A 23,868-nucleotide genomic window follows, 5' to 3' on the forward strand; every position below is an offset into this window, starting at 1 on the left:
CGCACGTCCGCTACGATACGGCCGCCTCGGCACTCATCCGCCGCAACTCGGGCACGCACGAGCCGCACTGCGTGCCGCATTTGAGTTGCGCCTGCAATCCCGCGAACCGCTCTGCCGGCGTCGCGGCCGCGGGGCACGCCGACAGCGCCGCACGAATCTCGCCCTCGCTGACACCCAGGCAATTGCAGACCGCGCGGCCGCGCGCGGGCGCCGCCTGCAACGGCACGCGGCCCGCGAACAACAGCATCCGCCCGATCGCGCCGACGCCGGTGCCGCTGTCGACGTAGTCGCGCAGCACGGCGGCACTGTCCTCGGTCGCGCCGGCCGCGCCCGACACGGAGAACGCGGTCAGCACGCCGTCGACCACGCGCACACGTCGAGCGGTGCCGCGCCGCGCATCGCCGTAGCTCATCACGTCGATCGCATGTTCGGGCAGGCCGAGCAGCGCCTCGACCTCACGTTGCAGCGGGATGGGCACCGGCTCATACGCGGCCGCGCGCCACGCGAGCCCGCCGCCGGCGTCGGTGCCGAACGGCACGCAGCTCGCGTACGGGAATCGCGCGAACAGCGCTCGCACGTCGCGCTGCCGCGCCAGCAGTTCGTCGGCCGGCAAGCGCGCGGCGATCAGCCAGCGCCACGGCAGGTCGGCTTTCAGCAGCTTGATCGCGGCGTGCTTCAGTTCCGGCTGACGCGAGTGCGGGTCCAGCGCGGCGGAGGTCACCGTATTGACGCCGGCGCCGATGCGATTGCCGGCCACGCCGGACACGAACTCGTCGCCCCAGTGCATCGGCGTGAATGCCTGGCCGGGCGCGATCGCGTCGTCGGCGCGCGCGGGCAGCAGCATGCTGCCGCGGCGCGACGTCAGGTGCACGAAGTCGTGCGGGCCGATGCCGAGGCGCGCACAGTCCGCGGCGTTCAGGTCGACGCCCGGCGCCGGTGCGTGCGCGAACAGTTTCGGCACGCTGCCCGTGCGGCTGCAACCGTGCCACTGGTCGCGCAACCGGCCGGTCGTCAGCGCGAAGCGGAAGCGCGAATCGACCGGTTCCGCAACCGGCTGGTACGGGGTCGCGATGAAGCGGGCGCGGCCGTCGGCGGTCGGGAACCGCCCATCGGTGTACAGCCGGGCGGCGCCGTGCGCTGCGCCCGGCGGAAACGGCCATTGCTGCGGGCCGGCGGACTCGAGCTGCGGCCACGATAGTCCGCCGATGTCGCAATCGCGCCCGGCCGTCGTCGCGCGATGCTCGTTCCATACCGCTTCCGTGTCCGCATACGGAAACAGCGTGGCGCGGCCCGGCGCGAGCCGTGCCTCGAGCCGTCGGCCGATCTCGGCGGCGATCAGCCAGTCCGCGCGCGCGTCGCCGTACGGTTCGACGGCTGCCCGCACGCGCGAGATGCGACGCTCCGAATTGGTGACGGTGCCTTCCTTCTCGCCCCAGGTTGCCGCGGGCAGCAGCACGTCGGCGTACGGCGCGGTGCCGGTATGCGCATACGCATCCTGCAGCACGACGAATTCCGCACGGGCGAGCCCCGCACGCACGGCCGCCTGGTTCGGCAGCGAGTGCGCCGGATTCGTGCAGACGATCCACACGGCCTTGAGATCGCCTGCGGCGAGCCGGTCGAACATCTCGACCGCCGTCAGGCCCGGCTGCGCCGGCACGTCGTCGACGCCCCACAGCCGCGCGATTTCGGCGCGATCAGCCGCATTCGCGAGATCGCGATGCGCGGACGCGAGCGTCGCCATCCCACCCACTTCGCGGCCGCCCATCGCGTTCGGCTGCCCCGTCAGCGAGAACGGTCCCGCGCCGGGCTTGCCGATCTGCCCGGTGGCCAGATGCAGGTTGATCAGCGCGACATTCTTGTGCGAGCCGTCGGCCGACTGGTTCAGCCCCTGGCAGTACATCGACAGCGACGGACCGTCGGCGAACCAGCGTGCGGCTGTCACGATGTCGTCCGCGCGCAGCCCGCAGACCTGCGCCGCGACCGCCGGCGACCATTCGCGTACGCTGTCGCGTACCGCGTCGAAGCCGTTCGTGTGCGCGTCGATGAATGCGCGGTCGAGCGAGCCATCCCATACCAGCACGTGCAGCATCGCGTTGAACAGCGCGACGTCGGTGCCGGGCTGCAGCGCGAGGTGCAGCGTCGCGTCGCTCGCGGAATCGGTGCGGCGCGGATCGGCGACGATCACTTTCATCGCCGGATTGCGCTCGCGCGCGGCTTCGAGCCGGCGGTACAGGATCGGATGCGCGAACGCCGGGTTCGCGCCGGCGATCAGCACGGTGCCTGCATGATCGAGGTCGTCGTAGCTGCACGGCGGCGCGTCCGCGCCGAGCGATTTCTTGTAGCCGACCACGGCCGAGCTCATGCACAGCCGCGAATTCGAATCGATGTTGTTGGTGCCGATCAAGCCCTTCGCGAGCTTGTTGAAGACGTAATAGTCCTCGGTCAGCAACTGGCCGGAAATATAGAAGCCGACCGCATCGCGGCCGTGCTGCTCGACGATCCGCGCGAAGCGCGCGGCGACATGATCGAGTGCGTCGTCCCACGACACGCGCGCGCGCGCGGCGTCGCGCGCGTGCCGCAGTTCGGGATGCGTCGCACGGGTCTGCGCATAGCGTTCGGGCGCGGCGGTCAGGTGCAGCGTGCTGCCCTTCGAACACAGCCGGCCGAAATTCGCCGGATGGTCGGGGTCGCCGCGCACGCCGACGATCTTGCGCCGTCCGTCGCCATCGCCGCTCGTCTGGATGATCACGCCGCAGCCAACACCGCAGTAGCAGCAGGTCGAATGCGTTTCGCGCAGGTCCGCGTCGGGGCGAGCGTCGCGATCGAGTACGGCTGCCATTCCCGTCATGCAGCGTGTCCCGGTGCGGCGCCCGCGGGTGCGCCGGATGCGTCGTCGCCGATCGCGAGCGACGCGAGTTCGCTGCGCTTGAGCAGCACCGCATCACCGTCGCATGCGACGCTGAACGCGGGCGTACAGCCGTCGTCGGGCGGCAGCGCGCAGCCGTTGCCGAACGCGACGTTGAAGCCGTGCAGCGGGCACGTCACCTGTTCGCCGTGCACGATGCCCTGCGACAGCGGGCCGCCGCGATGCGGACAGCGGTCGAGCAGCGCGAACACGCGGTCGCCGGCAGTGCGAAACAGCGCGACCGGCGCGCCTTCGGGCCGCTTGACGACGCGTGCGCCGAGCGGGGGAATGTCGTCGATCCGGCAGACCGCGATCCAGTCGGGTTCGAAAGGGGTCATCGTAGGGTTTCCTGGCGGTGGCAGTGGCGGCGTCAGCGGCCGGCCGTCTCGACGGCGATCGGGGTGAACTGGCGCAGGTCGACCTGCGCCTCGTCGGTGTCGTGCCACGGATCGGGCTCGTCCTTCAGCGCGAACTGCAGGCGTTCCCACAGCGCCGCGCGGTTGTCGGCATCGTCGAGCACGCGCGCTTTCACGTGGTCGAGCCCGACGCGTTCGAGGTAATGCACGGTGCGCTCCAGATACCAGCCTTCCTCGCGATAGAGCTGCAGGAACGCGCCCGCGTACTCGAGCACTTCCTCGTGCGTCTTTACCTTGCAGAAGAATTGCGCGACCTCGGTCTTGATTCCGCCGTTGCCGCCGACGTAGATTTCCCAGCCGGAATCGACGCCGATCACACCGACGTCCTTGATCCCCGATTCCGCGCAGTTGCGCGGGCAGCCGGACACCGCGAGCTTGACCTTGTGCGGCGCATACATCCGCCACAGCGCGCGTTCGAGCTGCTGGCCCATCAGCGTCGAGTCCTGCGTGCCGAAGCGGCACCATTCGGAGCCGACGCAGGTCTTCACGGTGCGCAGCGCCTTCGCGTACGCGTGGCCGCTCGGCATTCCGAGGTCATGCCACACGCCGGGCAGGTCTTCCTTCTTCACGCCGAGCAGGTCGATCCGCTGCCCGCCCGTGACCTTGACGGTCGGAATCGCATACTTGTCGACGACATCGGCGATGCGGCGCAGCTCGTCGGCGGTCGTTACGCCGCCCCACATGCGCGGCACGACCGAATAGGTGCCGTCCTTCTGGATGTTCGCGTGCGCGCGTTCGTTGATGAAGCGCGATTGCGGATCGTCCTTCGCCTCGTGCGGCCAGGTGCTGATGCAGTAGTAGTTCAGTGCCGGGCGGCAGGTCGAGCAGCCGTTCGGCGTGCGCCATTCGAGGAAGTGCATCGCGGCCGGCACCGACAGCAGCTTGTGCTCGCGAATCGCCGTGCGCACTTCCGCATGCGTGCGGTCGGTGCAGCCGCAGACCGGCTTCGCCTTCGGCGACGCGGAATAATCGCCGCCGAGCGTCGACATCAGGATCTGCTCGACGAGGCCCGTGCAGGAACCGCACGACGCGGACGCCTTCGTGTGCTTGCGCACGTCTTCCAGCGTGAAGAGCCCCTTCTCCTTGATCGCGCCGACGATCGTGCCCTTGCAGACGCCGTTGCAGCCGCACACCTCGGCCGTGTCGGGCATCGTCGCCGCGTGCGTGACGCCGCTGTGACCGGTGTCGCCGAGGCTCGTCTCGCCGAACATCAGCGTGTCGCGGATGTCCGCGATGTTGCGGCCCTCGCGCAGCAGCTTGAAATACCACGCGCCGTCGGCGGTGTCGCCGTACAGGCACGCGCCGACGATCCTGTCTTCCTTGACGACGATCTTCTTGTAGACGCCCGCGAGCGGATCGGACAGCGTGATGTCCTCGGTGCCTTCGCCGCCGAGGAAGTCGCCGGCGGAGTAGAGATCGATGCCGGTGACCTTCAGCTTCGTCGACGTGACCGAGCCGACGTAGCGGCCGATGCCGAATTCCGCGAGATGGTTCGCCGCGACCTTGGCCTGCTCGAACAGCGGCGCGACGAGGCCGTACGCGATGCCGCGGTGGCTCGCGCATTCGCCGACCGCGTAGATGCGCGGGTCGTAGGTCTGCATCGTGTCGCTCACGACGACACCGCGATTGCAGTAGAGCCCCGTGCTTTCCGCGAGCTCGGTGTTCGGCCGGATGCCGATCGCCATCACGACGAGATCGGTTTCGAGCGAGTCGCCGTCGGCGAAGCGGATCGCGCGCACCCGCTTGCCGTCCGGGCCGTCGGCTTCGAGCGCGGCGGTCTGCTTCGACATCAGGAACGTCAGGCCGCGTGCTTCCAGCGACTTGCGCAGCAATTCGCCCGCGGTCGCGTCGAGCTGCCGCTCGAGCAGCGTCGGCGCGAGGTGGACGACCGTCACGTCCATGCCGCGCAGCTTCAGGCCGTTCGCGGCTTCGAGGCCGAGCAGCCCGCCGCCGATCACGACCGCGCGTCGATAGTGCGACGACGCGTCGATCATCGCCTGCGTATCGGCGATGTCGCGATAGCCGAGCACGCCGTCGAGCCCGATCCCGGGGATCGGCAGCATGAACGGATTCGAGCCGGTCGCGAGCAGCAGGCGGTCGTACGGTGCCTCGGTGCCGTCGTCGGCCACCACGACCCGGCGCACGCGGTCGATCTTCACGACCTTGCGGCCGGTCAGCAGCTTCACGCCATGCTGCTCGTACCACGCGTAATCGTTCAGGACGATCTGTTCGAGCGTCTGTTCGCCGGCCAGCACCGGCGACAGCAGGATCCGGTTGTAGTTCGGATGCGGTTCCGCGCCGAACACCGTGACGTCGTACAGATCCGGGGCCAGCTTGAACAGTTCTTCGAGCGTACGTACGCCCGCCATTCCGTTGCCGACCATCACCAGCTTCATCTTCCGCATTCCGACGTCTCCTTGGCGTTCAGCGAGCGGGTCGCCCCGCTTGTCAAGGAGACAAAAAGCAAGCGACATGCCAATCGCGACGGGTCGCGTCGCGGCACGACGCGCGCAGGTGCATGCGCACCGCCTGCATGCGCGGCACGAGCAACATTGGTGCATTGCAACGCAAGTCGGTGCACGGGGGCGGCAACGATCGATTCGTCAGAGTTTTACCGTCGCGCGCTTGCGGGTGCGCGTGCCGCAAGCCCGCCCGGATCGGCATGTTGCACGCGGTATGGACCTCGCCGGTCGAGCGGGCCGATGTGCCGGCCCGCCGTGGCGCTTACTCGGCAACATGCGTGATGCCGTGCGCCGGCATTGCCGGCAGGGCGGCCGTGCGCGCGTCGGCGGGCATGGCCCAGGAGAGCCATTGCGCACGCAGCAGCACGAGCGCGCCGCAGGCGCAGGCAGCGAGAGCGCCGAAGGTGACGAAGCCGAGCTGGTAGCTGCCGGTGCTTTCCTTCGCGATGCCCATCACGACGGGCAGATAGAAGCCGCCGATTCCGCCCGCGGCGCCGACGATGCCGGACAGCAGGCCGGTCTTGCCTTGCCAGCGGTGCGGCACGAGCTGGAAGGTCGCGCCGTTGCCGAGACCGAAGGCGACGTACAGGCAGATCAGCAATGCGATGCCGCCTGCGAGCGGCGGCATCCACGCGGCAAATGCGAAATCGGCGACGGCGATCGCGGCGAGCAGCACGATCAGCGTGCGTACGCCGGTGACGCGGTCCGCGATGAAGCCGCCGAGCGGCCGCACGATCGCGCCGAGGAACGCGAGCAACGACATGAACAGGCCGGCGTCGATTTTCGGCATCTGATACAGCGACGTCAGCAGCAGCGTCACGTAGGACGACATGCCGACGAAGCCGCCGAACGTGATGCTGTAGATCAGCATGATGACCCACGTATCGCGCTCGGCGAGCACCGCGCGGTAGCGCGCGGGCAGGATCGCGATCGCGAGCAACGCGCCCATCACCGGCAGCAGCAGCACGCCCGTCTTGCCGGCACCGAACAGCCCGCCGTGCACGGCCAGGACCAGTGCGACGAGGCCGGCGAGCGTGATCGCGAACGCGCCGAGCGCACGCGGCACGCTGCCGGATTTTTCGCCACGGTCGTCGGCCCACGCGGCGATCGCGAAGCCGGCAATCGCGAGCAGCGGCAGCGCGGCGGCGGTCGACAGCTTCCAGCCGACGGCGGCCGCGATGTGCGGAAACATGAAGCCGTCGAGCACCGCGCCGATATTGCCGGCCGCGGCAAGGCCGAGCACCAGCCCCTGCACTTTCGGCGGGTAGCTGCTGCCCGCCATCGGCAGCGCAACGGCGAAACTTGCGCCGCCCATCCCGAGGAACACGCCGAGCACAAGCAGCAGCGCATATGACGGCGTACCGGGCACGCACGGCAGGACGACGGCCGGCAATGCGGACAACACGACGCCCATCAGCGCGATCGTGCGTCCGTTCGCGGATTGATACAGGTTGCCGAGCGTCACGCGCAGGATCGCCGCGGCGAGCACCGGCACCGCGACGAGGAAGCCCTGCTGCGCGGCGGACATCGCGATGTCCTTGCCGATGAACGGCGCGAGCGGGCCGTACAGCACCCAGACGGTGAAGCCGGTGTCGAAATACAGGAAGCACGCGAGCAGCGAGCGCCAGTTGCCGCTCTGCAGGGAGGTGCGCAAACGCGTCATGGTGGTGACCTCTGCGGATTGCCGGTCGGACACCGGCGGGATCGGTCCGAACATCGCAAGGCGCCGTCATGCGGCGTCAGGTCCTGGTTGGCAATATGTATGCCAGCTGCGGCAGATGTCTGTGGATGGGGCGCCGGGCCTTGTCGGCGGCGGGAGAGGGGGGATCCACGGCGATCGGTGCGACGCGGGGAGAGCGGCACTGTCAACGTGCGCGCGGCGCGGTGCCGGTGCGACGATGCACCGGGATGATTCGGGGTACTACTGTTGGTCGAGCAGGGTACCGGAATGGGGCATGCGGTCAATGGACTGGCCGCTCAAACGACGGGCGGCCAGGTATGACGAATCACGCGAACGAGATCACGAGTTTCTTGCCGCACGCTGCTGCGTACTTGCGCAGCGTATCGATGGACGGTGAATGCCGGCCCGTTGCGAGCGCGCGCTCGAGTCGCGTCACCGCCGGTGCTTTCGTGCCCATGCGCTCGGCCACATCGGCTTGCGACAGGCCGGCGTCTCGCCGGGCCGCCAGCATCACGTCGAGCAGTGCGAGTTCTTCGCGGTTCAGTCGTTCGTATTCGGCGCGCACCTCCGGGTTGGACAAGGCACGCTCGCGCAGTTCCTTATACGTTGCCATGCTGAACCTCCTTGAGTCGACGGCGTGCGATTTCCAGTTCTTTTCGGGGCGTCCTTTGCGTCTTCTTCACGAAACAATGAAGCATGACGATACGCCGGTCGACGATTGCGCAGTAGAACACTCTGGCGATACCTTCGGCGCCCTTCAGCCGCATTTCGTACAGCCCGTTGCCCATCGACCGGGTGTGTGGTTCGCCAAGATTCGGGCCGTACTGCTCCATGCGATCAGCGAGCGCAAAAAAACGGGCAAGCAGCGTCGTCGGTAACGTGACGACTCCCGTCTCTACGCGCGCATTGAAGACTTGAATTTCGTACAAGCTACCCCGCACGGTAACAAATATGTTATGTCGATGCAAGTGCGATGTCCGGCCGCGACTGCGGAGGCAGGCGGCCGGGCGGAGGTTCGAAGCGCTGTTACGTCTGTCGGGGAGGTTGATCAGGAAGAAACTGCCCGACCGGGTTCGGGCGACCTGAATCGGGCGAGGGGTGCGATTCGGTGTCGGTGCAGGTGGCGCAGGCGGGAAGCGCCGGCAGGGTCAATTCCGCCCCGCCACCGCGAGCCGTGCGGCCAACCCGACGAACACCGTGCCGAGCAGATACTGCGGCAGCTTCGACGGCCGACGGCGCGCGCGAATCCGCTGGCTCAACCTGCTTGCGGACAGAATCACCGCGCCGTTGACCACGACTCCGATCAGGTTGAGCACCGTCGCGAGCACGAGGATCTGCACGGCGATCGAGCCGTGCTCGGGGCGCACGAACTGCGGGAACAGCGCGAGGACGAACAACGCCATCTTCGGATTCAGCAGGTTCGTCGTCAGGCCCTGCCGGAAGATCGCGGCGGTCGAATGGCGGCGCGGCGACGCGACCGGCGATAGCGCGGTCGCATCCGAACGGAACGCCTTCCACGCGAGATAAAGCAGATACGCGGCACCCGCGAAGCGCACGGCGTCATAGGCGAGCGGCACCGCGACGAAGAGCTGCGACAGTCCGAGCGCGGCCGCGAGTGCATGACAGTAGGTGCCGGTCTGAATGCCCGCGAGCGTGGCGAACCCCGCGCGGCGACCCTGGCTCACGCTGCGCGACGCGATCAGCAGCATGTCGGGGCCGGGGGTGGCGGTCAGCGCGAGACACGCGCCGGAGAACAGCGCGAGCGTGGAGAGGTCGATCATGGAAGTCCCTTTGAGCCGGAGCGGCGTGAAAGGGAGGTCAGTTTAGGAGCGCGTTCGGTGCGGGTCAATCGACCGAACGGCCGAAGATTCGATGCACCGGCGCAGCCAATCGCCAATGGATGCGCATCGTTGTCGGCGCGCCGGCGAACTCATGCCAAGCCGTCACGCGCGAATCAAGCGCCCGCGTCACGGCGCCGGTTACTGCTTCCTGCAAGCCACCTGATAATCGATCACGGTATTCGCCGACGGCGTGTCCGGTTCGCCGCCGGCCGTCGTCACGCCGAGCACGCCCGCCGCGCTCCGATACCGCAGCGCGCAGTACCCCATGCCGGTGCCCGAGCACGCTTCGGCTTCGATGATCCCGTGCTTCGCGAGCATCGCCGCGCCATCCATCGCGTCCGGCTTCTCGTGCGGACGCAGCGGCTGCCAGCCATGCGAGATCAGGATCCGGCGCGCCTTGTCGAGCGGTTGGCCGTACACGTTGGGCACGACCGCACGGCCGTGACAGTACGTGCGTTCCGCCGCGACCGCGCTCAGCCGCAAGCCGCCGTTCTCTTCGCGCAGCTCGCCGACGGGCGCCGACGGACCATCGCCGCCCCAGACCAGCAGCGCGCCGCTTTCCAGCGGCTCGACCGAGCCGAGCTGCCAGCCGGCCGCACGCGCCGTATAGCCGAGCGCGACGAGCGTCGTGCCGTTGAAGATGCCGATGTTTGCGTTGCGCGCAAAACAGATCGCGCTCGTTCCCGGCTTGAACCCGCTCGCGAACGTGACGACCGTGTAGCGGCCGAGCGGCGCTTCCGACGTCACGATCCAGCCGAGCTTCGCGACGTCGCGGCCGGCCGCGGTCGCGGTCTTCGCACGATATTGCGCGCAGAACGCGTCGAGCGTGCCGTTTTCCGGCGAGCGCGGCAGCGTGCCGAGCGGAACCAGCGATGCGCCGGCGATATCGGACGCCGTACGCGGCGTCTCGGCTGACGCCGCGCTGCCGAGCATGACGCACGCGAGTGCCGCGAGCGATGCGACGCGGCGGTCAAACGGCTGGGCAGCGATTCGCCGCACGTGGACTCAGGCCTTCGCGATCACGTCGATCCGCAATGCATCGCCACCGTCGACGATCGCCAGCAGACGATCGACGTTGGGGTGTGCGCCCGGGCGGTTGCGTGCGTCGGCGGTGTGCTCCGCGAAGACGGCGAGGCCGTGCTCGGCGGCCTTCGCATCGAGCGTGCCGAAGGCCTGCTTCAGGTAGTTGTACACCGCGAGCGAGCCCTGCTTGCCCGGCTGGTTCTCGATGCTGGCGACCACGTCGCCGTTCGCGCCGACGAGATCGATGCGCGCGATGCCGTCGATGGTCGGCAGTTGCGCGAGGTTGTCCTTGAATACTTGGGTCGGTTGAATCACTGAAACACTCCGTCGGTTCGGTCATGGGCCAATCGGCCCGTATCTTAGCCGATCGCGTCACCGGCTCGACCGCCATCGGCATCGCGTGCGCTTTTCCGCTACAGTAGGAGATTACAGGCCGCCCGCGCCGCCCGTGCCGCCCACGCCGGCACGCGGCGGCCGCGTACGCCATTGCACACGAGGGCCCAGATGGACACTGAGCAACGCTACACCGCCAACGCGCCGACGCGCGCGGAAGTCGACGCACTGGCCGGTGCCACCGTCATCGAATTCGGCGCGAACTGGTGTGGGATCTGCGCGAGCGCGCAGCCTGCGATCGTCGCGTCGTTCTCCGCGCATCCGGCCGTGCGGCACCTGAAGATCGAGGATGGTCCGGGCCGGCCGCTCGGCCGGTCATTCGGCGTGAAGCTGTGGCCGACGCTGGTGTTCCTGCGCGACGGGGTCGAGGTCGCGCGCGTCGTGCGTCCCGCCGATGCGACGCAGATCGAAGCCGACGGCTTCGCCGCATTCGCCTGAGGTCGTCATCATGCAACAGGCCATCACGCACATCGGCGTCGACGCGCGCGGGAGCGGCCTCGTCGAGTTCACGCCGCAGGTGCGCGCATTCGTCGACCAGCAGGCGATCCGCACCGGGCTGCTGACCGTGTTCTGCCGCCATACATCCGCGTCGCTGCTGATCCAGGAGAACGCGGATCCGTCGGTGCAGCGCGATCTCGAGCGCTATTTCGCGACGCTCGCCCCCGAGGACGACACGCGCTATGAGCACGACACCGAAGGACCCGACGACATGCCCGCGCATCTGCGCACGGCGCTGACGCAGGTGCAGCTGTCGATCCCGGTCGAGCACGGGCGCATGGTGCTCGGCACCTGGCAGGGCATCTATCTGTTCGAGCATCGTCGCGCCGCGCATCGGCGCGACATCGTGCTGCATCTGATCGGCGAGTAAGCGGGGAAACCCAAGCGGGCGCGCGCGTCACGCGTCACCATCGCGTTCAACCGAGCAGCTTCTCGACGAGCGCGCCGAGTTCGCGCAGATGAACGGGCTTCGGCAGGAATTCATCGAACACCCGCAGGTTCTCGCGCAGCGCGGCCGATTCGTACGCGCTGACGCCGAGAATCGACGGAAACTTTCCGTCGTCGTCCGGTTGCGCGACCATCCGGATGCGGTGCGCGACTTCGAAGCCGCTCAGGTCCGGCAATTCGAGATCGAGCACGACGAGGTCGTAATGCGCGTCGCCGAAACGCGCGACGCCTTCGTGTCCGGTGCCGCACAGATCGGCGTCGAGGCCGAGCGCCGCCAGCATCGCGCCGAGCGTTTCGCGCGCGTTGTCGTTGTCGTCGACCACGAGCGCGCGGCGGTTGCGATGCGCGGCGGCGGCCGGCCACGCGGGCGCATCGCCGGCCGTTTCGCCGGCATTCGGCACCTCGGCCGGCAGCGTCACGACGAACTCGCTGCCTTCGCCGACGGTGCTGCGCACGTCCACGTGGCCGCGCAGCGTCGTCACGATTTCACGCACGACGGCGAGCCCCATCCCGATGCCGTCCACATGCAGGCCGACGGCGTCGTTCGCGCGGTAGAACGGCTCGAAGATTTTCGACAGATGCTGCTTCGCGATACCGGCGCCCGTGTCCCGCACGGCGAGCTTCAGCTGCCGGCCGGCCGGCGCGTCGACGAGCACGATCGAGACGTCGACCGATCCGTCGACGGTGTATTTCACCGAGTTCTCGATCAGGTTCGACAGCACCTGACGCAACAGCTTGCGATCGGAGCGGATCGCGAGGTCGCGAGGCTCGACCTGCTGCGCGACCGCGATCCGTTTGGCCGCGATCTTCTCGCGCAGCGGATCGAGCACTTCGGCGAGCAGCGATGTCATGCCGACCGTTTCGGTTTCGGCGAGGCGCTTGGTCGAGCGCAGCTTGATGTAGTCGGTCAGGTCCTTGACCAGCGCCTCGAGCGACGACGCGGAATTCTGCAGCCGCCGGATCGTCTTCAGGTTCGCGTCGGACTGCGGCCGCGCGAGCAGGATCTCGATCGATCCGCAAATCGCCTGCAGCGGCGTGCGCAGTTCATGGCTGACCATCCCGAGGAATGCGTTCTTCGCCTCGATCATCTCGAACGCGCGATCGGATGCCTTGCGCTCCGCCTCGAGCGCCGCGTCCTGGCGTTCGAGGAGGCCGTCGCGCGTGCGCATCGTATAGAACAGCAGCAGGAACAGCGCGCACAGGATCACGCCGAGGATGATGCCGAGCGACAGGATCGTCCGCTGTTTTTCCTTCAGCTGATGGAACGTGAAGTCGCGCTGTGCCATCTCGATCGCGCGAAAGTAGTTCGCGAGGCCGTTGACTTTCGGCCAGTAGGCATTGACCTCGTCGATCATGCGCGGCGCATCGGTCGGTGCATCGCGCAACAGCGGCACGTCGTGCTTCAGGTGCGCCATGAATGCGCCGAGCACCGCGATCTCGGCGCGTGCGCGCGGGATGCGCAGCCAGTATTCGGACACTTCGGACGGCCGCTGCAGGAACCCGAACGACACCGACAGGCTGTCGAGCTGCATCTGCACGTGGTCGAAGTCGTCGTCCACGTGCGTCGCGTAGAGGATCAGCTGGCGGTCGAGGCGCGTGTAGGCGTTGCGGTATTGCGCGGCGGTCCAGAACACGCCTTCACGCGGCCCTTCGAGCACGCCCTCGTTGACCGACGTCGCGAGCAGGTCCCACAGCAGGAATGCCCACGCGGCGAATCCCAGGATCCACAGCGATCCCAGGACCGGGATGATTTTTCTGTTCTTCCACCGCCCGCGCTTCATGTCGCGCGCTTACTTCACGGTCAGGCCGATGATCTGCCACGCGAACTTGGCTTCGCCGAGCGGCGTCTTCAGCTCGTCGGGATACTGGTCGCGCGGATACATGATCCACAGCGGGCCGTAGTTGTCGTTGCCGAGCACCTTGCCGTTCATCGTGCGCGCGAGGATCACGCCGTACCTGTCGGCGTCCGACACGGGGATCGTGAACGTGTATTCGTCGATGCAGCGGAACTCGATCTGCGTGCCGTGCGCGTCGACGGTCTTCAGCACGTCGGACAGGCGCGGGCCGGTGAAGGTCGCCTTCGGCGTCCAGCTCGTCGACGTGACGATCGTGTGCTGCGGCAGCGCCATCAGCGCCTGCTCGGTAAAGACGAAGGTTGTCTTGCCGGGCTGGTTGCTGCGGCCGATCTTGCCGTCGACGGTGAACGTAAATGACGCGGCCCAGCTGGCTGCAGCCATGCCGAGCAGGCCGGCCGTGACGAGGCGCTTGATCCAGATGGTCGAAACTCGCATGTCTTCCCCTTGGTCGTGTTCGTGTGATGGTCGGTGTTCGTGTTTTCAGCTCGCGGCGGCGGCCGGGACGGCCGGCAGCGCGATTTTCAGTTCGCGCGCGACTTCGGCGAACAGGATCGGCAGGCGCACCGGCTTTTCCTCGCAGCGCGCGTTGTAGTGCGACACGATGTGCGCGATTTCGTCCTCGCTCGCTTCGCCGGTGGAGATCTTGCCGGTCAGCAGGAAGATCGGCGCACCGCCGTTCTCGCTCGACCGGATGCCGCGCACGAGCTCGGCGGCCGTCTGGTCGCCCAGCATCCAGTCGAGGATGTAGCCGTCGAAATCCTCGACTTCCAGCGCCTTGCGAAACGATGCGCCGTCATGGTACGGAATCGCGTTCACGCCTTTTTCCATGAAGTATTCGCACACGGTTTCGGCGACGTCCCGCGAATCGTCGACCACCGCGATCCGCGCCGCGTACACGGTCGGTTGACTCGAGCGCAGTTCGATGACGTCGACCGGATAGAGGCGGCCTTCGCGCGCGTGCTGGCGTTCGGTGACGATCCATTCGCCCTGCCACTGCAGCGCGACGAAATCGGTTTCGCTCTGGCTGCTCGCCTTCGCCGAGATCGCCGCGCGGCAGCGAAAGCGGCGCGACTCGATCACGAGGGTCGCGTCGATCATCTCGGCGGCGGCCGGCTGCGTGCCCTTGTCGTCGAGCAGGATCGCGGGCGGCACGCCGAAGTGCGTCGCGATGTCCTGCAACTGCGACAGGTTCCACGGGATCAGGCCTTTCATCTTGCGCGTGACGACCGAGAAACTGAGACCCAGCACGTTCGCGATCGTCGTGTTGTGACTGCGCGGCGGAATGCCGTTGCGCGTCAGCAGATCGCGCACCTTGGTGGCAGTGATGAGATCGACGTTGGCCTGCTCGCTATTGGACATCTCGACGGGGTCTCCTGGGTTTTAGAGACGAAGAGCATATTCAAAAGTGACGCGATACGCAAACTTTGAAATCGCGAATCACCTTGACATGCCATTTTTCTCGATTATTATTGCTCACCACGTCACTATTGTTTGCTGCGTCATGTTTGGAGGCCGGTATCGACAGCAGTCGGCCCAGCGAAAAGCGGCAGCCAGCGCGTGACTGAACGATTCGAAGAGAGCCTGAGAGAGCCTTGGACTGCGTGTCGGCGTGGGTGAATTGTATTCGCCTCGCCGCGCGCAAGCCGGGTACGCGCGGATGCGCGATGACACAGGGTGGTCCGATCGCCCTGAATATCAGGTGTCCTACCAAAAGGAAGGGCGATTCGGACGACCTCAGGCACTCAAGTGGACGCGCGACGCCGCCAGGCGCGGCGACAAGGAATCGAAAAAGCTGCTCGAACTCGCGCGCAAGGCGAAGCAGGAAGACGAGGAAGAGTGGAAAGGGCGCACGCAATGGCGTGATGTCTATTACGGCTTCACGGGTGTCCGGCACGCGTCGACTCGGGTGCCTCCGGTGCGTCACGTCGCGTGTGGACGCATCTTTTGCCGCCGGCTTGCCGGCGGTATTTCGTTTACGCGCGTGCCTGCGCCGAGTCGACCGCGCGACGTGTCCAATCGGATCGATCCCCGGACGCGATTTCACCACGAAGGTTCGTTCAAGTTCAAAACAAGAATTAAAACAAATCAGACGTGTACTAAAAGGATAATGCACGACTGATTTTCGCAATGTCGTTTGGCATGATCGGGATATCGCTATCCCGAATGTATCCATCGTGACGCCCGGCCCGGCAGGGAATCTGCCGCGTGTCCGGGGCGCCGTCACGCCGAACCATGTCATACAGCACGCTTCAGTCCATTCGCCGCTACCAGAGCATTTCGATGTTCGGGGGCGGCATTGTCGTCACGATCCTGATCCTGATCGCCTGCGGGCTCGGGATCACGTCGATCGTCTACGGCTACCTGGACGGCGAGCGGCGCAATTTCCTGAACGGCGTCGAGGAAGCCGCCGACGAAGTGCAGATGGCCGAGACGTCGTTCCGCAACGGCGTCGCGAATACGCAGCTCATCTGGCGCGAACTCCGCGCGGCGCCGGCGGACGTCGTGGACGACTTCTTCGCCAACGGCCAGCAGCTTGCGATCAAGCCTTACCCGTCGCTCGTGACCGGTGTGCCGGGCCAGACGGCGCAGCGAGATGAGGTGGCGCGTTACCTTGCGTTGTCGATCATGCTGTCGCGCATCTGTGCGGCGAGCTCGCTCAATCGCGGGCGCACGCTGGAGGGTTACCACTACAGCACGCGCACGGGGGTGTTCGGCTTCGTGCCGCATCTGGCACGCGACAATCCCGCGCTGGCGTCTAGCGATGCCCGCGCGAACGTGCTCGCGGCACTGCACGTGGATTTCGACGGCCCGGCGCCGGCCCCGAACGACGGTCGGCCGCACGTCCGCTGGCTGCCGCCCTACATCAACCCCGTGACCGGGCAGGCGCGCATCCGGATTGCCGCCGAAGCGCGTGCCGGCGGCGAGCCGTTTGCGGTGCTGGTCACCGAGTACGCACCGGACTACCTGCTGTCATGGCTGCCCGGGCGTGCGCCGGCCGGCACGTTCTTCATCACGTCGGCGGACAACCGGCTGATCGCGATCGATCCCGGCGTCGAGCGCACGAACGCACTGACCGAGCGCTTGTTGAACCTCGACGTCGCGCATGGCGGCCAGGCGTCCGGCCAGCCGCGCTTTCGCGACGGCGCGATCGTGTTCGGCAGCAAGCTCGCGGCAACCGGCTGGACGATCGCCTATGCGCTGTCGTGGGCTGACGTGGCGGCCGGCATCGGCGTGCAGGCTGGCGCGCTGGCGGCGTCGACGCTCGTCGCGATCGCCGTGATGTGGCTGCTGCTCGTGCGATTCCACCGGCGCGTGCTCTTGCCGGTCTACGCACGCTCCGCACGCGTGTTCGACAGCGAGGCGCTGTGCCGCAGCGTGATCGCGATGGCGCCGGTCGGGATCGGCCTCGTGTCGCTCTCCGACCGCCGCGTGATGCTCGAGAGCGACGCGCTGACGCAGATGCTCATGCCGCACGGCGGCGATCACCACGCGCTGACCGCGCAGGTGCTGGAGCAATACGGCGCGTTCATCGCGAACGGCGGAGCCGGCCGGACGATGATGACCGAGCTCGTGCTCGACGCCGATGGCGACGCGCCGCTGCATCTGGACATCATCGCGCACGGCGCGCGTTACCAGGGCGAGGACGTGCTGATCGCGATATTCGCCGACACCACCGCGCAGCGCCGCCTCGTGCATCAGCTGGAGGAAGCGGTACGCGCGGCCGATTCGGCGAATGCGGCGAAGTCGTCGTTTCTCGCCGCGACGAGCCACGAGATCCGCACGCCGCTCAACGTGATCCTCGGCAACCTCGAGTTGCTCGAACGCACGGCGCTCGATGCATCGCAGCAGAGCCGGGTGCGGACGCTGCGCGCATCGGCCGAGGGGTTGCTCGCGATCGTCAGCGACATCCTCGATTTCTCGAAGATCGAAGCCGGCGCGATGTCGGTCGAGTCGATCGAGTTCGACGTGATCGCCGTGATCGAGCGCGAGCTCGCGGCATTCGCGCCGGTTGCAAAGGCGAAAGGGTTGCCGCTGTTCGCCGATATCGATGCGAGCGGTGGGCAGCGGATGCGCGGCGATCCGACGCGGCTCGCGCAGGTGGTCGGCAACCTGTTGAGCAACGCGATCAAGTTCACGAGCGAAGGGCGCATCGTCGCGCGCGTGGCGGTCGGGCGGAATGCACGCGGCGCACCCGAGCTCGCGATCGGCATCGACGATACCGGCATCGGGATCGACGTCGCGCAACAGGGCAGGCTGTTCAAGCCGTTCTCGCAGGTCGACGCATCGATCACCCGGCGCTACGGCGGCACGGGGCTCGGGCTCGCGCTGTGCGATCGGCTGGTCGCGGCGATGGGCGGAACGATCTCGGTCGACAGCGCACCGCGCATCGGCAGCCTGTTCACCGTGCGCTTGCCGCTGCGCATGGGGATTGCGCCGAAATCCCCGGTCGGTACGGGCGCCGGCCAGACGCTGATCGTCGTGTCGCCGGAGGACGCGTGGCGCGCGTTCGCATTTCCGCATCTGCGTGCATGGGGTTTCGACGTCGCGATGCATCCGAGTCCGATCGGGATCGCCGCCGGGTGCCTCGCGCGTGCACACGCGATCGTGCTCTTCGGCGATTCCGACCAATGGCGGCGCGAGGAACTCGACAGCCTCGGCGGCGGTACGCCGGTCGTGCTGGCAACGCCGGACGGCCCGCTGCAGCCGGACGTCGCGGGCCGCGCGATCCGCGTGTCGAGCTATTCGCTGAACGGGCTGCGCACGGCGATCGAGCAGGCACGCGTCGCGATTGCCGAGCAGCGGCGCCAGCCGACGGGCGAAACCGATGACGATCGACCTGCGGCAGCTTCCAGCCCGCGTGTGCCGCGCGTGCTGGTCGCCGACGATGCGTCGGTCAACGGGTCGATCTTCCGCGAGCAGCTCGACGTGCTCGGCTGCACGGTCCGATGCGTGTCGTCCGGCGCGGCGGCGCTCGATACGCTGGCGAACGGTGCATGGGAGGTGCTGTTGCTCGGCGCCGACCTGCCCGACATGCCGGCCCGTGGGCTGGCGGAAGCCGTCCATGCGCGTGCACTGCCGTGCGACATGATCGTCGTGGCATCGCATCTGGCGCCCGACGATGCAAGGCGCTATGCGGCGTCGAACGTCGAATGCGTGTTGACCAAGCCCGTGACGCTGGCGGACCTGCGCCGCAGCCTGACGCGCATCGCGCGGCGGCGCGGGACGGGTGAGCCCGCCGAAGCGGCGGACGGGCGGCCGGCATCGGATGCGATGGCCGCAGCGGTGAATTGACCGGGATGATAAGAAAACGACACGCGAAGGCGGTGTAGACCGCTGGCGTCAAACGGGGAAGGCAGACACGCGGCATCGTGCTTGCCGTGTGATTTCGACTGAAGAAGGAAGGGTGAGGCCGTGCGCTATATGGGAAAGGTGTTCTGGCTGCTGGTTGGGTTCGCGACGTTGCCGGAGAAATCCAGACGGGATTTCCTGACGAAGCTGAACGAATTCATGATGATGTCGCCGTCGCAGAAGCGGCGGGCCATCACCGAGTGGCAGCATGCCGCAGACGATGGGGTGGGTGAGCCGGACAAGTCCGTGGTCAAACGATAGGCCGCGGCTCCGGCCACCTCGCGGGACGGGACTGATCGACGGCGTCGGGGGCGCCGTCGATCGGGCGTGCGTGGGCGGCGGGCCACCGAGATTATCTGCCGCAACGTCGTGTCGGGCGCGTCGGCTGGCGCGATGCATGCGCGCCGGAGCGGGGTGGGCGCGGGCCGCCACGCCTTGTTGCACCGACGCGACGCACAACTCGCCTAATATCTTAAAATTACGCTGCGCACCGCCCGGTTCGCCGAATACCGCAACGCGATCGTGTTGCGGGATCGACTCGAATTCCGGCGCGTCGCACAACATGGCACGTCGGGCCGCGTGTATCGGGAGAAGAATAGAGATGGATGAATTTTTTGTGCGAGTGATGGTAGCGGACGATCATCCTTCGTCCGCACTCGGGATGTCGCAGGCACTCGCGGGCAGCAGCACGATCAGGCTGCTTGGCACTGTCTCGAATTCGACCGATCTGGTGGCGATGCTCGACGAGCAGCAGAGCGACGTGCTCGTCGTCGACTATGTGATGCCCGGCGGCAAGTATGGCGACGGCCTTGCGCTGCTGTCGTTTCTGCAGCGGCGCTATCCGGCGCTTCGCCTCGTGACGATCACCATGATCGACAACCCGAGCGTGCTGCTCGCGATCCAGAAGCAGGGTGTCGGGTGCATCCTGAGCAAGTCCGATGCGATTTCGCATCTGGTCGGCGCGGTTCACGCGGCGTTCGTCGGCGCGAACTACCTGTCTCCATTCGTCAAGAAGCTGCTGGAGGATTGCCAGCCGTCGGCAGGTACCCGCACGCTGACCGCCCGCGAGATCGAAGTCGTGCGGCTGTACGGGGCTGGCCTGACGGTCGGCGAGATCGCCGTCCAGCTTCATCGCAGCAAGCAGACGATCAGTTCGCAGAAGTCGAGCGCAATGAAGAAGCTCGGTATCGTTCGCGATGCCGACCTGATTCGCTATGCGAGCGAGGGCCAGCTTTCCGACGTGCCCGGCGCCGACGCGCCGGCGCACGGCGAATAGCGGCATGCGACGCGCGATCCGGTGTCGGTTCCGGCGGCAAGCAGCGGCCGCCGGCACGTGCTTCGGTACACGATAGTCCATGCCCGCCAAACTGAAGCGATTCGCCAGCCACGTCGCCAATGCCGGCCGCAAGCCGTTCGATCCCGGCCGGGTGCGCCGTCAGCAGCAGTTCCTGCTGTATGGCGGCGGTATCGCGGTCACGCTGTTCATTCTGATTTGCGCCGCGCTCGTCGTGCGGCTCGACGTGCAGGACTATCGTGCGCAGGCACGCTCGACGTTCCTGTTCCGGGAAGCGCAGTTCTTCGGGAGCATGCAGGCGGGCGACATGGTGCTGGCGACCGTCGGGAGCCGGGTCGAGCAGCTCTGGAATCAGGGTGCGAGGCCGTCGCCCGACGCGCTGACGCAATTCTCGGCGGCGGGCGGTGTGCTGGGCGCGAGCAACGGCGCGGGTAGCGAGACGCTGCTCGTCTTGGCGGAACTCACGCCGGATCGCCCCGCCGCGTCGTATGCGGGCTATCTCGGTGCGTTGCTCGGCCTGATCCGGAACGACGACCGGTGGAGCCCGACGCAACCCTCCGCGCTTACGTCCGGCGCCGAACCGTTCGGTGGCTACCTGATCGGGCTCGATGGCCGGTTTCTCGCCGTGGTGGGACCGGGACTCGTCGCACGCGCCCGCTCGCTCGAGCCGGGCACCGATCTGAAAGCGCTGATTGCCCGGCTGATGCCGACCGGGGCCGCGAAGCAGAAGACGTTCATTCAGAGCCGGCAGGTCATGCTCGATCGCCGTTTCGACCCGTTGTCCGGGCGGGACGTCGTGCGGTTCGCGCGTCGGCTCGACGACGCGGCCGGACGGCCGTTCGGATGGCTCGTCGTCAACGGGGCGTACCGGGTCGACGATGCGATGGTGCCGCGTTCCGACGATGAGGACGTCGCGGTCGTCGACGCGCAGAGGAACATCGTCTTCGGGCGCGAGCGCGACCCGGCGATGATCGAGCGCGCGCTGCGCGACGCGCGCGATCCCATAGGCGAACACGTGGTCGTGCGGCGGGTCGGCGCGCGCTTCATCGTCTACGACCGCTTGCCCGGGTCCAACCTCGTCGTGATGACGACTTTCTCGTGGCGCAGCGTATTGACGGCGACGTTCGTCGGCGTGAGCGTCACGCTTGGCGCCACGCTGTTCGGCATCGTGCTGCTCTGGTCGACGATCGTGCTGTTCGATCGCCGCGCACTGCGTCCGGCGAATCGGCGCGCGATCCGCCTGATCGAGAGCGAGGCATTCAACCGGACACTGATCCGCCACGCGCCGGCCGGGCTGTTGCTGCTGTCGGTGGCGGACGGCGAGACGATGGTGCGCAACGATGCGGTGCTCGCGTACGACCGCGGCACGCCCGGGCTGTCGCTCGGCAAGCGCATCTGGCAGGCCTATCGCGAGCGCCAGGCGGGCAGCAGCGCCCGGCGCGGCGTCATGCAGCACGAACTGGCGATCGAGCGCCCGGATCGCGACACGGTCTATCTGGCGGCGCATGTCGTGCGGACCAAGTTCCGCGGCGTCGATGTGTTGCTGTGCACCTTGACCGACGTCACCGCCCGCAAGCTGACGGAAGTCAAGCTGAAGGAAGCGCGCATGGCGGCGGAGGATGCGAACAAGGCGAAATCGACGTTCCTCGCGACGATGAGCCACGAGATTCGCACGCCGCTGAACGCGATCGTCGGCAATCTCGAGCTGATGGCGCGCGCCCAACTGCCTTCCGCGGAACACCGGCGGCTGCAGACGGTCATGTCGTCGTCGGATGCGTTGCTGCACACGATCAATGATGTGCTCGACCTGTCGAAGGCGGAATCCAACCAGATGGTGCTGGAAGCCGTCCCGTTCGATCTACGGACCGTGCTGCACGACGTCGCGTCGATCTTTCGCCCGCTCGCGGACGCGAAGCATCTCGCGCTCGAATGCCGTGTCGCGCCGGAACTGGCCGACGGCTACGTCGGCGACCCGAGCCGCCTGCGTCAGATCGTGTCGAATCTCGTCAGCAACGCGATCAAGTTTACCGAGCACGGCAGCGTGACGATCGGTGCGCGCCCGGCCGGCGCGTCGGGCGACCGGTGCGGCGTCGAGATCGCGGTGCGCGATACCGGAATCGGCATTCCCCCGGAAGGCCTGCCGACGTTGTTCGACGTCTACGTTCAGACGGATCCGTCGATCTACCGGCGCTTCGGCGGCACGGGGCTCGGGCTGCCGCTTTGCCGGCGTCTCGTGCGGCTGATGCAGGGCGATCTGACCGTCGAGAGCCGACCTGGCTCGGGCACGACGTTCACGGCGTCGCTGCCGCTGTCCGATGCGCCGCACGGGTGGCGGGCCGCGTTCGACGAACCGGAACCCGAGGCGCCGGCGCTGCCGATCCACGCGGACGATGAGACCCCGCTGCGCGTGCTGGTGGCGGAGGATCATCCGGCGAGCCGCGCGCTGCTGCGCGATCAGCTCGATGCGCTGCATTGCGACGCCACGCTCGTCGCGAATGGCGTCGAGGCGATGCGCGCGTACTTCCAGCAGCCGTTCGACGTGGTGCTGACCGATCTCGGCATGCCCGAACTCGACGGCTTCGCGCTCGCGAATTTCCTGCGCGAGCAGGGCGCGACGGTGCCGGTGATCGCGATGACCGCGCATGCGACCGACGAGGACCGGCGCCGCTGTGCGCAGGTGGGGACGGTGGAAGTCGTGCTCAAGCCGTTGTCGATCGATGCGCTCGAGGCGGTGTTGCGGCGGCATGGCGGGCGTGGCGCGGCGGAGACTGGCGCTCTTCCGGTCGATTTCGGCGGTCGGACGCCACCGGCGATGACCGACGAAATCCGTGAGGCATTGCGGGTTGCGACGCTGCGCTCGCTCGCTGCGATCGATGAGGCGCTGCCGCGCGGCGACGCCGCTCCGGTCAGGATCGAACTGCACTCGATGCGGGGCGGATTCGCGCTTGCCGACAATACCGAGGCGCGGGACGCCTGCGCGGCCATGGAGCGTATCGTGAACGAGGGCGGAGCCGAGGCGCTCAGCGCTCACTGGGCCACGTTCCGGAGCGAGATCGAACGGCAACTCGAGCGTTGACCCCGAGACGCGGCCGCTCGGTGCTCAGGCTAGTTATGGCCGAACACCACGCGTGGCCATGCAACGGATAACCCGTCGTGCAAATGGCGACGGTGTTCGAGATAGCCGCTGTCACGTCAGCTCGGAACCCGGTGCTTGACGGCGACGAATCCGCTCGAGCTGCAGGCAGCCGTAGTGGGGCCCCGTCTTCACCCGTTTCAGCACGAACGCATGGTCCGGGTGGCGGCGCGCGGGCCGAGTCCGGCATTCAGTCATGGTGTGCCTGAAGAGATTCGGCGGAGACGATCTCGCACGGTGCGCTACCCAGTCCGACCACCATGTGAACACGCGGCCGATTGTCGAAATCGGTCTCAATGCATGCGCGCTTCATTTTGATGCGGAATGCAGCCGACTGCTTGATCGTCTGAATGATGTCGAGGGATTGGCGACGTTAGAGATTGGAATTGCACTAATATTTATTAAATATTATTGGACAAGTACTAATCAATCCAGTCGCGATGCGGGGCCGTCGATATCTCGCGTGCCGCCTCCCGATATCTTCCCGAATCCACACCGATGTGCGCCGGCATGTTCGTTGCGGCGTATTCGCCGCGCGCTGCCGGGTGGAGTGCGATCGCGCACCCGGCG

At 67.3% G+C, this 23,868-nt stretch carries 18 protein-coding genes and 1 pseudogene; 7 read left to right on the top strand and 12 right to left on the bottom strand.

The window, feature by feature from the left end; genetic code table 11:
- Window positions 1-10: 10 nt before the first annotated feature.
- The 9 genes from DIE23_RS15385 to DIE23_RS15425 form a co-directional block, all read right to left on the bottom strand.
- Window positions 11-2,848, bottom strand: a complete 2,838-nt coding sequence (locus DIE23_RS15385; protein ID WP_124612910.1) for a nitrate reductase — start codon at window positions 2,846-2,848, stop codon at window positions 11-13.
- Entirely contained in the window at window positions 2,845-3,243 is a 399-nt protein-coding gene (locus tag DIE23_RS15390) for a nitrite reductase (NAD(P)H) small subunit (protein WP_124612911.1), read from the bottom strand. Before DIE23_RS15390 ends, DIE23_RS15385 begins: the two co-directional genes overlap by 4 nt.
- A 32-nt stretch (window positions 3,244-3,275) precedes the next feature.
- Window positions 3,276-5,726 (bottom strand): nitrite reductase large subunit NirB, encoded by a 2,451-nt coding sequence (gene nirB, locus DIE23_RS15395; protein WP_124612912.1) that lies wholly within the window; start codon window positions 5,724-5,726, stop codon window positions 3,276-3,278.
- A 319-nt stretch (window positions 5,727-6,045) separates the two neighbouring features.
- Entirely contained in the window at window positions 6,046-7,446 is a 1,401-nt protein-coding gene (locus DIE23_RS15400; protein ID WP_124612913.1) for an MFS transporter, read from the bottom strand.
- Window positions 7,447-7,789: 343 nt separating this feature from the next.
- Complete coding sequence (locus DIE23_RS15405) at window positions 7,790-8,077, bottom strand: helix-turn-helix transcriptional regulator (RefSeq protein ID WP_124612914.1); 288 nt, start codon at window positions 8,075-8,077, stop codon at window positions 7,790-7,792.
- Window positions 8,064-8,393 (bottom strand): type II toxin-antitoxin system RelE/ParE family toxin, encoded by a 330-nt coding sequence (locus tag DIE23_RS15410; protein ID WP_185646459.1) that lies wholly within the window; start codon window positions 8,391-8,393, stop codon window positions 8,064-8,066. Before DIE23_RS15410 ends, DIE23_RS15405 begins: the two co-directional genes overlap by 14 nt.
- A gap of 219 nt (window positions 8,394-8,612) precedes the next feature.
- Entirely contained in the window at window positions 8,613-9,245 is a 633-nt protein-coding gene (locus DIE23_RS15415) for a LysE family translocator (protein ID WP_124612915.1), read from the bottom strand.
- Window positions 9,246-9,443: 198 nt separating this feature from the next.
- Window positions 9,444-10,238: a hypothetical protein gene (locus DIE23_RS15420; protein WP_260436075.1), complete on the bottom strand. Its 795-nt coding sequence runs from the start codon at window positions 10,236-10,238 to the stop codon at window positions 9,444-9,446.
- Window positions 10,239-10,310: 72 nt separating this feature from the next.
- Window positions 10,311-10,643 (bottom strand): DUF2322 family protein, encoded by a 333-nt coding sequence (locus DIE23_RS15425; RefSeq protein WP_124612917.1) that lies wholly within the window; start codon window positions 10,641-10,643, stop codon window positions 10,311-10,313.
- Window positions 10,644-10,832: 189 nt separating this feature from the next.
- Between DIE23_RS15425 and DIE23_RS15430 the strand changes: the two genes are divergently transcribed.
- Together DIE23_RS15430 and DIE23_RS15435 are read left to right on the top strand one after the other, a co-directional pair.
- On the top strand, window positions 10,833-11,159 hold the full coding sequence (locus DIE23_RS15430; protein WP_124612918.1) for a thioredoxin family protein: 327 nt from the start codon (window positions 10,833-10,835) through the stop codon (window positions 11,157-11,159).
- Window positions 11,160-11,169: 10 nt separating this feature from the next.
- On the top strand, window positions 11,170-11,589 hold the full coding sequence (locus DIE23_RS15435) for a secondary thiamine-phosphate synthase enzyme YjbQ (RefSeq protein ID WP_059605044.1): 420 nt from the start codon (window positions 11,170-11,172) through the stop codon (window positions 11,587-11,589).
- A gap of 46 nt (window positions 11,590-11,635) precedes the next feature.
- Here DIE23_RS15435 and atsR read toward each other — a convergent pair whose 3' ends face one another.
- The 3 genes from atsR to DIE23_RS15450 are packed head-to-tail and all read right to left on the bottom strand — an operon-like array spanning window position 11,636 to window position 14,881.
- On the bottom strand, window positions 11,636-13,447 hold the full coding sequence (atsR, locus tag DIE23_RS15440) for a hybrid sensor histidine kinase/response regulator AtsR (RefSeq protein WP_124612919.1): 1,812 nt from the start codon (window positions 13,445-13,447) through the stop codon (window positions 11,636-11,638).
- A gap of 9 nt (window positions 13,448-13,456) precedes the next feature.
- The gene (locus tag DIE23_RS15445; protein WP_124612920.1) at window positions 13,457-13,957 is read right to left on the bottom strand and encodes a molybdopterin-dependent oxidoreductase; all 501 of its coding nucleotides are present in this window, start codon (window positions 13,955-13,957) and stop codon (window positions 13,457-13,459) included.
- Window positions 13,958-14,002: 45 nt separating this feature from the next.
- Window positions 14,003-14,881, bottom strand: coding sequence for a helix-turn-helix domain-containing protein (locus DIE23_RS15450; protein ID WP_124612921.1), 879 nt, complete (start codon window positions 14,879-14,881; stop codon window positions 14,003-14,005).
- Window positions 14,882-15,257: 376 nt separating this feature from the next.
- Between DIE23_RS15450 and DIE23_RS40830 the strand changes: the two are divergent.
- The 5 genes and pseudogenes from DIE23_RS40830 to DIE23_RS15475 form a co-directional block, all read left to right on the top strand.
- A pseudogene (locus DIE23_RS40830) lies at window positions 15,258-15,401 on the top strand (sel1 repeat family protein); the annotation flags it as partial.
- Window positions 15,402-15,754: 353 nt separating this feature from the next.
- Window positions 15,755-18,814 (top strand): ATP-binding protein, encoded by a 3,060-nt coding sequence (locus DIE23_RS15460; protein ID WP_124612922.1) that lies wholly within the window; start codon window positions 15,755-15,757, stop codon window positions 18,812-18,814.
- A 129-nt stretch (window positions 18,815-18,943) separates the two neighbouring features.
- Entirely contained in the window at window positions 18,944-19,132 is a 189-nt protein-coding gene (locus tag DIE23_RS15465) for a hypothetical protein (RefSeq protein WP_124612923.1), read from the top strand.
- Between the two features lie 340 nt (window positions 19,133-19,472).
- Window positions 19,473-20,147: a response regulator gene (locus DIE23_RS15470; RefSeq protein ID WP_124612924.1), complete on the top strand. Its 675-nt coding sequence runs from the start codon at window positions 19,473-19,475 to the stop codon at window positions 20,145-20,147.
- A gap of 79 nt (window positions 20,148-20,226) precedes the next feature.
- Window positions 20,227-23,241, top strand: coding sequence for a hybrid sensor histidine kinase/response regulator (locus DIE23_RS15475; protein WP_124612925.1), 3,015 nt, complete (start codon window positions 20,227-20,229; stop codon window positions 23,239-23,241).
- The last annotated feature ends 627 nt before the right edge of the window (window positions 23,242-23,868 follow it).

Origin of the sequence: Burkholderia sp. Bp9143 (genome assembly GCF_003853645.1) — a bacterium.
Classification (GTDB): domain Bacteria; phylum Pseudomonadota; class Gammaproteobacteria; order Burkholderiales; family Burkholderiaceae; genus Burkholderia.